Annotated in this window: 12 protein-coding genes; 5 read left to right on the forward strand and 7 right to left on the reverse strand. The window is 68.2% G+C overall.

Annotated elements, in window-relative coordinates; translation table 11 throughout:
- The coding region (locus ACPUER_RS34955; protein ID WP_425133358.1) for an ABC transporter permease at window positions 1-760 on the forward strand (760 nt) is incomplete at its 5' end.
- 4 nt (window positions 761-764) lie between these two features.
- Window positions 765-1,538 carry an ABC transporter ATP-binding protein gene (locus ACPUER_RS34960; protein WP_425133359.1) on the forward strand — a complete coding sequence of 258 codons (774 nt, stop codon included), beginning with the start codon at window positions 765-767 and terminating at the stop codon, window positions 1,536-1,538.
- 47 nt (window positions 1,539-1,585) lie between these two features.
- Here ACPUER_RS34960 and ACPUER_RS34965 read toward each other — a convergent pair whose 3' ends face one another.
- The 4 genes from ACPUER_RS34965 to ACPUER_RS34980 form a co-directional block, all read right to left on the reverse strand.
- Window positions 1,586-2,056 carry an Lrp/AsnC family transcriptional regulator gene (locus tag ACPUER_RS34965; RefSeq protein ID WP_034183166.1) on the reverse strand — a complete coding sequence of 157 codons (471 nt, stop codon included), beginning with the start codon at window positions 2,054-2,056 and terminating at the stop codon, window positions 1,586-1,588.
- 269 nt (window positions 2,057-2,325) lie between these two features.
- Entirely contained in the window at window positions 2,326-2,967 is a 642-nt protein-coding gene (locus ACPUER_RS34970) for an NAD(P)-dependent oxidoreductase (protein WP_425133360.1), read from the reverse strand.
- A gap of 132 nt (window positions 2,968-3,099) precedes the next feature.
- Window positions 3,100-3,555, reverse strand: coding sequence for an Rrf2 family transcriptional regulator (locus ACPUER_RS34975; protein ID WP_072435938.1), 456 nt, complete (start codon window positions 3,553-3,555; stop codon window positions 3,100-3,102).
- Between the two features lie 92 nt (window positions 3,556-3,647).
- Window positions 3,648-4,076, reverse strand: coding sequence for a hypothetical protein (locus ACPUER_RS34980; RefSeq protein ID WP_425133361.1), 429 nt, complete (start codon window positions 4,074-4,076; stop codon window positions 3,648-3,650).
- A gap of 194 nt (window positions 4,077-4,270) precedes the next feature.
- On the opposite strand from ACPUER_RS34980, the gene ACPUER_RS34985 reads away from it, so the two are divergent.
- The 3 genes from ACPUER_RS34985 (at window position 4,271) to ACPUER_RS34995 (ending at window position 8,176) form a co-directional block, all read left to right on the forward strand.
- A complete protein-coding gene (locus ACPUER_RS34985) occupies window positions 4,271-4,606 on the forward strand; it encodes a hypothetical protein (RefSeq protein WP_175962370.1) in 336 nt (111 codons plus the stop codon).
- 252 nt (window positions 4,607-4,858) lie between these two features.
- Window positions 4,859-6,052: an ammonium transporter gene (locus tag ACPUER_RS34990; RefSeq protein WP_072435941.1), complete on the forward strand. Its 1,194-nt coding sequence runs from the start codon at window positions 4,859-4,861 to the stop codon at window positions 6,050-6,052.
- A 165-nt stretch (window positions 6,053-6,217) separates the two neighbouring features.
- On the forward strand, window positions 6,218-8,176 hold the full coding sequence (locus ACPUER_RS34995) for a PhoX family protein (protein WP_425133362.1): 1,959 nt from the start codon (window positions 6,218-6,220) through the stop codon (window positions 8,174-8,176).
- A gap of 184 nt (window positions 8,177-8,360) precedes the next feature.
- Here the strand turns inward: ACPUER_RS34995 and ACPUER_RS35000 are convergent, their stop codons facing one another.
- From ACPUER_RS35000 to ACPUER_RS35010, 3 genes are read right to left on the reverse strand one after another with little or no spacing between them, the layout of a single operon-like run.
- Complete coding sequence (locus ACPUER_RS35000; RefSeq protein WP_425133363.1) at window positions 8,361-8,996, reverse strand: type II secretion system protein; 636 nt, start codon at window positions 8,994-8,996, stop codon at window positions 8,361-8,363.
- Window positions 8,993-9,382: a type II secretion system protein gene (locus ACPUER_RS35005; RefSeq protein WP_425133364.1), complete on the reverse strand. Its 390-nt coding sequence runs from the start codon at window positions 9,380-9,382 to the stop codon at window positions 8,993-8,995. Before ACPUER_RS35005 ends, ACPUER_RS35000 begins: the two co-directional genes overlap by 4 nt.
- A gap of 9 nt (window positions 9,383-9,391) precedes the next feature.
- Window positions 9,392-9,934 (reverse strand): type II secretion system protein, encoded by a 543-nt coding sequence (locus tag ACPUER_RS35010; protein ID WP_175962366.1) that lies wholly within the window; start codon window positions 9,932-9,934, stop codon window positions 9,392-9,394.
- Between the last annotated feature and the right edge of the window lie 152 nt (window positions 9,935-10,086).

Here is a 10,086-nt window from a genome sequence, read left to right on the forward strand (position 1 = left end):
CGGCTGGCTGCCCGTACTGCTCGGCTTCGGCGCGCCGGCCGCGTATCTCGCGGTCGAGACCGGCAAGCGGCTGCATCTCGTCGGCGGCGTGTCCGCGCAGTTGATGACGGGGCTCGCGAACACGCTGACGATCGCCACCGCCGCGACCGCCGCGACGCTCGCGTGCGGGCTCGTCGTCGCGTGGGCCGCACGCGCGCAACGCGACAGCGCCCGCGCGGGCCCTGCCCGCGTGTGTGCGCGGATCGCGAGCCTCGGCTACGCGGTGCCGGGCACCGTACTCGCGATCGGCCTGCTGATCCCGTTCGCGGCGGCCGACCGGCTGTTCGGCGCGGTGCTCGGCCGCGACGGACTGCTGCTGATGGGCTCGGCGACCGCGCTCGTCATCGCGTACACCGTGCGCTTTCTCGCGATTCCGGCCGGCAGCATCGAGGCCGGCCTCGCGCGCATCCCGCCGTCGCTCGAACAGGCATCGCGCTCGCTCGGCGAGACGGCCGGCGGCACGCTGCGCCGCGTGCACCTGCCGCTGCTGCGGCCCGCGCTGACGACGAGCGCGCTACTGGTGTTCGTCGACGCGATGAAGGAACTGCCGGCGACGCTGCTGCTGCGTCCGCTGAATTTCGACACGCTCGCGACCTGGCTGTATGCGGAAGCCGCGCGCGGCACCTATGAGGAAGGCGCGGTCGCCGCGTTCGCGATCGTGCTGGCCGGGCTCGTGCCCGTGATCCTGCTCGCCCGCACCCGCCACAAGATCGGAGCCTGAACCCGTGAACCTGCTTGAAATCGATGACCTCCGCCTCGCCTACGACACGCCACAAGGCCGCCGCACGGTGGTCGACGGGCTGAGCCTCGCGCTGCCGCGCGGCGACATCGGCTGCCTGCTCGGCGCGTCGGGCTGCGGAAAAACCACCGTGCTGCGCGCGATCGCCGGCTTCGAGCCCGTGCGCATGGGACGTATCGTGCTGGACGGCACGCCCGTCGCGGCGCCGTCGCTCGACGTGCCGCCCGAGCGGCGGCGCATCGGCATGATGTTCCAGGACTATGCGCTGTTCCCGCACCTGAGCGCGGCCAACAACGTCGCGTTCGGCCTGCGGCGCATGCCGAAGGCCGAACGCCGGGCGCGCGTCGCGGAGATGCTCGAACTCGTCGGCCTCGCCGAATCCGGCGGCGCCTATCCGCACGAACTGTCGGGCGGCCAGCAGCAGCGCATCGCACTCGCGCGCGCGCTCGCGCCGTCGCCGGAGCTGCTGCTGCTCGACGAGCCGTTCTCGAATCTCGACGTCGATACGCGCGAGCGGCTCGCGTTCGAACTGCGCGACATCCTGAAGCGCACCGGCCATACCGCGATCCTCGTCACGCACAACCAGGCCGAAGCGTTCGCGATCGCCGACCGGATCGGCGTGATGAAGGACGGCCAGCTCGCGCAATGGGACACGCCGTATGCGCTGCATCACCATCCGGCCAGCCCGTTCGTCGCGGATTTCGTGCGCCGCGACGCACTGGCTGACGAACGCGCGCGCGCACTGGCGCGCGGCCGCTGAACCCGCGCCGCCGGCGCGATCAGCAACGGCGCCGTGTCTGCAGTGCGTCAAGCCGGCTCCGCATGATCGCGCACGGGCAGCGCGGTCGAATACTTGATCTGCTCCATCGCGAACGACGAGCTGACGTCGAACAGCGGCACCGCACGAATCAGCTGCTTGTAGACGCGGTCGTAATCGTCGATGCCGGCAACGACGACGCGCAGCAGGTAATCGGTCTCGCCGCTCATCCGGTAAACCTCGACGACTTCCGGCATATCGCGCACGGCCTGCGTGAAACGCTGCGCCCATTCCTCGGTGTGCTGGTTCGTGCGGATCGCGACGAACACGGTCGTGCCGACCCCGAGCTTGCGCGGATCGCACAGCGCAACCTGCGCGCGAATCGCGCCGGTTTCCTTCAGCCGCTGCACGCGCTTCCAGCACGGCGTCTGCGACAGGTTCACGCGCTGCGCCAGTTCCGCGATCGGCAGCGTGGCATCCGCCTGCAACAGCTCCAGCAGCTTGCGATCGATGGCGTCCATTTCTCCAGTCCCTCGTAGATAGAAATTTATTCTATGCATTCTGCATAACGGGGAACAATATGAAAACCACCTCGCCGCGTCGACCGGTATAAATACCAATCCGGTACGCGTGAATCCGCCGCGCGCGCGATCGCGCGGACATACCCTCCTCCAAACGAAAAAGGCGATTCCACCCGTCAAGCTGGAATCGCCTCATGCACCGCCCGTTGCGGCTCGCGTGCCGCGCCCGGGCCAGGCCGGCGCTCATGCGGCACCGGCCGCTACGCCGCTCAATACGCGACCGTCGCGATCTCGCGCACGAAGCTGCCTTGTTCGAGCGCGTCGACGAACGCGACCGCGTAGTCTTCCGCCGAGATCTTGCTGTTGCCCTGCGCGTCCGCGATCAGCTTGCCGACGCCGGTGCGGAACGTGCCCGTCCGCTCGCCCGGTGCGATCAGCGCGGCAGGCGCGAAGAACGTCCAGTCGAGATCGCCGACCGTCTTCAGGTAGTCGAACGCATCGCGGTGCGCGAGCGCGACCGCCTTGTACGCTTCCGGGAAGCCTTCGCTGTCGACGAGCTGCTTGCCGGGCGCGACTTCGAGCGAACCGGCGCCGCCCACCACGACGAGCCGCTTCAGGCCCGCCTGACGCGTGCCGGCGACCAGCGCCTTCGCGGCCGCGACGACCTTCGCCGCATCGTCCTGCTTCGGGCCGTACGCACTCGCGACGACGTCATGGCCGGGCAGCGCAGCCGCGATGCTGGCCGCGTCGAACAGGTCGGCCGCTTTCGCGGTGATGCCGTCGCCGGCCGCGCCGGGATTGCGCGACAGCGCGGTCACGCGATGGCCGCGCCGTGCGGCTTCCGCGGCGATGCGCGAGCCGATCGTGCCGGTGGCGCCGAACAGCGCGATATTCAAGGAACGTTGCGTCATATCGATTCTCCACAAAGAAAAATATGTAACACAATTAATTACATATAAGACCGAAAAAAACGGGGCGAATCCCCCGTTGCGCCGATCGCCGCGCCCACGCGCCGCCCGGCCTCCTGCCCTGCCTGCCGCCGCTCACCCGCCGGCGCGCCCCGCGTGTTGCTTGCGCTGCTCCGAATCCAGCACGTCGGCCGTTACGTCGGCAAGCGTGCGCGTGGCGAGCGATGCCTCCATCGCGCGCTGCGCGTCGCCGATGTAGTCGATCAGCACGCCCTGGATGTGCCGCCCGACGAGACACGCGGGATTCGGCGCCTCGCGGTGCAGCGCGAACAATTGGGCATCGTCGACCGCGCGATACACGTCGAGCAGCGTGATCTCGCCGGGCTCGCGCGCCAACAGCGCGCCGCCGCCCGCACCGAGCTGCGACGTGGTCAGCCCCGCAGCCGCCAGCATCGACAGCAACCGGCGGATCAGCGCCGGATTCGTGTTCACGCTGCCCGCGATGATGTCGGACGACAGCGGCGCGCCTTCCTGCATCGACAGCAAGGCGAGCACGTGGACGGCAAACGCGAACCGGCTGCTGGTATTCATTCCTCACTCACTCGGCGACGCCGGCCCGGACACGCAGCCGGCGACAATGTGTAACCATGATAATTACATTTTGCGGATCATGCAAGCCCGCATCATTCTCCGCTTGCGGGCTTCGCGCCCGACGCGTTCTGCTGGCTCCACTGCTGGAGCTTCTTGCCGGCTTCCGCGATCTTCGCTCCAGCTTCGGAAGCCGCATGCGCGACGACCGCGGAAGCCGCCGCGTCGATCTGCGCCTGCGCGGCGGACGCAAGGCCGCTCGCGGACAGCGGCGGCACGGCCGATGCCGCGGACGCGATGCCGGCCTTCGCGGCGTTGAGCTGCTGGTTGACGGTGCTCGCGACCTGGTCGAGCGCCTTGGCCGCGTTGTTCGCGGCATCGGCGGCCGCGCTCGCGGCCGTATCCGGTTGGGCGACCGGCGTGCCGGACTTCTCGCAGCCCGCGAGCAACAGCAGCGCACCGACAGCCACGGCCGCCAGCGCGAACCCGGGCGCGCGACGCGCCCGCGATGTCTTCATGTTCATCAGCAATCTCCGGCCGTGCGTCGCACGGCCTCGTGGTTGGACCGACGTCGATGATACCGCCTGTTGAACAGGCCCAATGACGACCCGTGATTAAAAATGCCTTTCAATTTCGGACTCGTCCGATTCAATCGCGGGCGCTACGCCACTAAAGTGGGCACGCTTCTATCCGCTTCATGCGTGTCCCCTTTTCCCACATGGCTTTCCTCGTCGACTGGTTCATCGCCCTGGCCGCGCTGCTCGCCGCCACCCTGTTCCTGTGCCTGCGCCCGCCGTCGGCGCGCCGCCTGGCCGAAGCCGGACGCTCGCGCCGCGTCGCGTCCGCGCGCCTGCTCACGCAGGCCGTGATCGGCTTCTGGACGGCCGCGCTGATCGTCGCGCAAGGCATCCTCGGCCCCGACGGCGACGGCCAGTCGCTCGCGGGCTTCGCGGCGCTCTCGTTCGCCGCGCTCGGGCTGACGACCGTCGCCGCGTACTGGTCGGCGTGCGCACTGCGGCTGCGCCGGCCGCGCGAACTGTTCGTGCGCCACTGACGCGCCAGAGCGGTGCGTAACGGCATGCGCCGACGCACCACGCCGCACTCACTCGCACCAGCTTCGCACGATCTGCACCACATGCGTGCGCGCAGTGCGGCCCCGGCCCGCATCGTGCGTGCGTCAATACCGGGCGCGATTCACCGAAATGCCCCGCCACGTGGTGCCAGAGCACCAATTCCACGCAATCTCTCACCAAGTTGGCTCGATACTTGCGTTCCTCGCCCGTTTTTTGCGCAAGGAAGCCACGGCATGGATGGTCTGAAATCCGGCGTCGACACACTGTTCCTGTTGATCGGCGCCGTCATGGTGCTCGCGATGCACGCGGGCTTCGCATTTCTCGAACTCGGCACGGTCCGCAAGAAGAACCAGGTCAACGCGCTCGTGAAGATCCTGGTCGACTTCTCGGTGTCGACACTCGCGTACTTCCTCATCGGCTACACGATCGCGTACGGCGTCGAATTCTTCGACGACATCGGCACGCTGTCGCAGCACAACGGCTACGCGCTCGTGCGCTTCTTCTTCCTGCTGACCTTCGCTGCGGCCATTCCCGCGATCGTGTCCGGCGGCATCGCCGAGCGCGCGAAGTTCAATCCGCAGCTCGTCGCGACGCTGATCATCGTCGGCTTCATCTATCCGTTCTTCGAAGGGATCGCATGGAACGAACGCTACGGCGTGCAGGCCTGGCTCACGCACGCGTTCGGTGCGCCGTTCCACGATTTCGCGGGCTCGGTCGTCGTGCATGCGTTCGGCGGCTGGGTCGCGCTGCCGGCGGTGCTGCTGCTCGGCGCGCGCCACGGTCGTTATGCGAAGGACGGCCGGATCGCCGCGCACCCGCCGTCGAACATCCCGTTCCTCGCGCTCGGCGCATGGGTGCTCGCGGTCGGCTGGTTCGGCTTCAACGTGATGAGCGCGCAGACGCTCGACAAGATCAGCGGCCTCGTCGCCGTGAACTCGCTGATGGCGATGGTCGGCGGCACGCTCGCCGCATGGATGGCGGGCCGCAACGACCCGGGCTTCACGTACAACGGGCCGCTCGCGGGCCTCGTCGCGGTGTGCGCGGGCTCCGACGTGATGCACCCGATCGGCGCGCTCGTCACGGGCGCGGCGGCCGGCGCGCTGTTCGTCGCGATGTTCACCTGCGTGCAGAACAAGTGGCGCATCGACGACGTGCTCGGCGTGTGGCCGCTGCACGGGATGTGCGGCGCGCTCGGCGGCCTCGCGGCCGGCGTGTTCGGCCTGCCCGCGCTCGGCGGTCTCGGCGGCGTATCGTTCCTGTCGCAGCTCGTCGGCACGCTCGGCGGCATCGCGATCGCCACCGCCGGCGGCACGCTCGTCTACGGCGCGCTGAAGGCGACCGTCGGGCTGCGCCTCGACCGCGAAGCCGAATTCGACGGCGCGGACCTGTCGATCCACCGGATCTCGGCGACGCCCGAACGCGATTGAGCGCCTGACGAACGCCCGACCCGGCATTACGTTTTCAATTCAAAAAACTTTCATCGAGCGTCATTACACTTCCGTCCAGTTTTCACTTTGCCTTCGCGAAGCTTGCCGAACGCCTGCTTTCGCTTCGCGAAGGCCATTCTTCCAACAACTGAAACTGGACTCCACATGCCCGCGTTGCCCAATGCCGCTCGTCGCCAGGCCCTGAAGATCCTCGCCGGCGCGCCGATGCTTCCCCTTTCCGGCCTCGCGCTGCCAGCCCTGCTGACGGGTTGCGGCGGCGACGACAATCCGACGTCGACGCCGGTCGCCGCCGCGTATACGTCGGCGACGTTCTCGGCGATGGCCGCACCCACGCTCGACAACGCGGCCGCGATGGCCACGACGACGGTCGGCTCGACGCTGTCGGTGTCGTTCTCGGACGGTTCGTCGCGCAACTTCAAGCTCGCGTACCGGCCGTTCTTCGTGACGGGCGACATGGTGCCGGACGGCAAGGGCGGCACGACGCTCGCGGGCGGCTACTACGACATCAACAACCAGCCGATCATCGATCGTTCGGTAGCCGGCAAGGAGCGCCAGTTCTATTCCGACTGCCCGGACGGCAGCTCGCTGCTCACGCTGAAGAACGCGAACGTGCCGGGCGTGAAGGGCAACACGGTGTTCGCGGTCGTGCAGTTCGAATACACGACGCGCGACCAGGCCAGCGCATCGCAGTACGGCCAGCTGCCGTCGCCGATCGCGGTGCTCACGCTCGACCAGGATCCGGCCACCGGCGCGCTGAAGGTCGTCAAGTACCACAACGTCGACACGTCGAAGGCGCACGGCCTGTGGATCACCTGCGGCGCGAGCCTGTCGCCGTGGGGCACGCACCTGTCGAGCGAGGAGTACGAGCCGGACGCGACGAAGGCCGCGACCGACGCGCAGTTCAAGGCGTTCAGCAGGAATACGTTCGGCGACGAGACGAAGGCGAACCCCTACCACTACGGCCACCTGCCCGAGATCACCGTGAACGCGGACGGCACGGGCACCGTGAAGAAGCACTACTGCCTCGGCCGCATCTCGCACGCCCTGATCCAGGTGATGCCGGACCAGCGCACCGTGATGATGGGTGACGACGCCACCAACGGCGGCCTGTTCATGTTCGTCGCCGACAAGGCGGCCGACCTGTCGGCCGGCACGCTGTACGTCGCGAAGTGGGCGCAGACGTCGTCCGCCGGCGCGGGCACGGCGACGCTTACGTGGATCAGGATCGGCCACGCAACGAGCAGCGAGATCGAAGCGCTCGCGAACACGCTGAAGGCGTCGGACATCATGGACCTGACGACCACCGACCCGAACGATGCGAGCTATACGAAGATCCACTTCGGCGGCAAGTTCAACTGGATGCGCGTGAAGCCGGGGATGGAGAAGGCGGCCGCGTTCCTGGAGACGCACCGCTACGCGGCGCTGCTCGGCGGCAGCATGGCGTTCACGAAGCTCGAAGGCACGACCGTGAACGCGAAGGACAAGATCGTCTACACGGCGATGTCGCGAATCGAAACGTCGATGGTCAAGGGCAACGCGGTGTCGCGCGACGTCGCGGTCGACAAGAAGATCGCCGCAGGCGCCGTCTACGCGCTGAACCTGAAGGGCAGCCAGCGCGACACGACGGGCGGCGCGATCGACAGCGAATGGGTGCCGGTCGACATGGGCGCTCCGGCCGCGCTCGTCGGCGAGGATCTCGCCGCGGCCGACGGGCTCGGCAACCTCGCGAACCCGGACAAGATCGCGAACCCGGACAACCTGAAGTTCTCCGAGAAGCTGCGCACGCTCTTCATCGGCGAAGATTCGGGCATGCACGTGAACAACTTCCTGTGGGCCTACAACGTCGACACGAAGTCGCTCGTGCGCGTGCTGTCGTGCCCGGCCGGCGCCGAATCGACGGGCCTGCACGCGGTCGACGAGATCAACGGCTGGACGTACGTCATGAGCAACTTCCAGCACGCGGGCGACTGGGAAACGCCGCTGCACGACAAGGTCAAGCCGACGCTCGACCCGCTCGTGCGCGCGAACTTCAAGGACCGCTTCGGCGCCAGCGTCGGCTACCTGACGGCCGAGCAGACCAGCATCAAGCTCGCGAAGGCCTGACCGCTTCGTGCGAGGGGGCTTGCGCCCTAGCCGGGCGCCCCTAACCGGGCGTCCCTAACCGGGCGTCCCTTTCTTCATCACCGTTCATTCGTCGGCGCTCCACGCCGGTTTGTGCGCGATGCCCAGTGCGGGCATCGCGCTTTTTTTACGCGCACGCCGGCGGCGCGCGGCGACCGGTCGCCCGTCAATGCAGGCCAGACGGCGCCCGCCCCGGCAGGTAGCCGCCCGCGAACCCGGACAGGCTCGGGAAGCTCGCCGCCTGGGCAGGCGCGGCCGCGGACACCGGGGCCGCGTCGCTGGCCGGCGGGCTGAGGCCGGGTGCGAGGTACAGAAACTTCCACTTGCGGTAGGTCTTCTCGCCCTCGAAGTCCATGTATCGCAGCGGGAATCCCGCCCGCTTGACCGTCGCCTGATCCGAGGCGCTGAATACGCCATAGAAACGATCGCCCCGCCACAGGAACGCCCAGTCGTTCTGTCCGGTAATCGGATCCCGATACGCGCGGCGCAGATGATGCATCGGCTTGACGAACCGGTTGTCGTCCAGCAGGTCGTCGACGGTTTGCGGGTACGCGCGCGCCAGACCGTAGTAGCGGATGATCGCCTTGCGGTACTGATCGCCGGCGAACAGCAGTTGCCGCTCGTCCTCGCGGCGCCGTTGCAGCGACCAGACATCCAGCGCCCCTGCCAGTGCGATCGACATCAGCATCAGTGCGATCAGCAGCGCCAGCAGCACGAGCCCGCGCTGACGCGCGGCACGCGGGCGGCCGCGCATCGCGCGCGCGTGCGCGCTGTCGCGTGCCGCCTGGCCATCCCGGCTCATTTCGCCGCTCCGGTCACGCTCGGCGGCGCACCCTGCGGGCTGCTCGCGGGCGCCACGTCGTAGACGCCCGGCTTCGACTCGTCCGGCGACGCGACCGCCGCCCATTTGTCGTCGCCATTCACCGGATCGAGCGGGACCGAACGCAGATAGTGCTTCGCGACCAGTTCGTCGAGCGTCTCCGGGTACTGGCCGTTGTCGCCGTAGTATTGGTCGATCGCATTGCGCATCACCGCGATGTTCTGCTGCCGGACCTGTTCCTTTCCGCGCTCGATGCTGTGCATGTAGCGCGGCACGGCCAACGTCAGGAGCAGGCCGATGATGGCCATCACGACCACGATCTCGATCAGCGTGAATCCGCGGGACCTGCACGTGCGAGCGTGTTTCATGTTGCACCGTCACCATTGTTTGTACGGGATGCCGTTGATGCCGACGCCCGCGGATTTCGACGTCACGTCGAACACGTCCTTGCCGGCTTCGGTGCTCCCGGATGGTTCGCCGGCCGCAGGATCCAGCGGCGTGCCGTAGGCGCGCACGTCCCAGGTCTCCTCGGCGGGCGTGTCGGGATCGCCGGCGAAAAACGGATCGCGCGGCACCCGACGCAGGAACATCAGCAGGCCGCCCTTCGGATCCCGGGCGTTCTTCACGCCGGTCACCAGCACGGTCAGCGACGGCGGATAACCGGACGCTTCCGCTTCCTTCTCGATCTGGCCCGCATCGCTTGCGTCCTTGTACGCGTCGAGCGCGGTGCGGATCTCGCGCAACGCGGCGCCCAGCTCGTGCTCCTTCTGGCGCTGCACGACCAGCTCGGAAAACGGCATGACCGCGAGCGCGAGTATCGCCACGAGCGCGAGCGTGATCACCATCTCGATCAGCGTGAAGCCACGCTGCCCGGGACGGCCGGTGCAGCCGCTGCGCGTCGTGCCGGTCCGGGTAGCCACGGTTCAATTCCCGTTCTGGATCGGGTGAAGCGGGTTATCGCTCGGGATATCGCCCGCCGGCATCTGCAGCGTCGGAGGCGGCGCCGCTGGTGCTGCCGGCGCGGCCGGTGCGGCCGGTGCGGCCGGTGCGGCCGGTGCGGCCGGTGCGGCCG

The organism is Burkholderia sp. DN3021 (assembly GCF_049805555.1).
Lineage (GTDB): Bacteria > Pseudomonadota > Gammaproteobacteria > Burkholderiales > Burkholderiaceae > Burkholderia > Burkholderia pyrrocinia_C.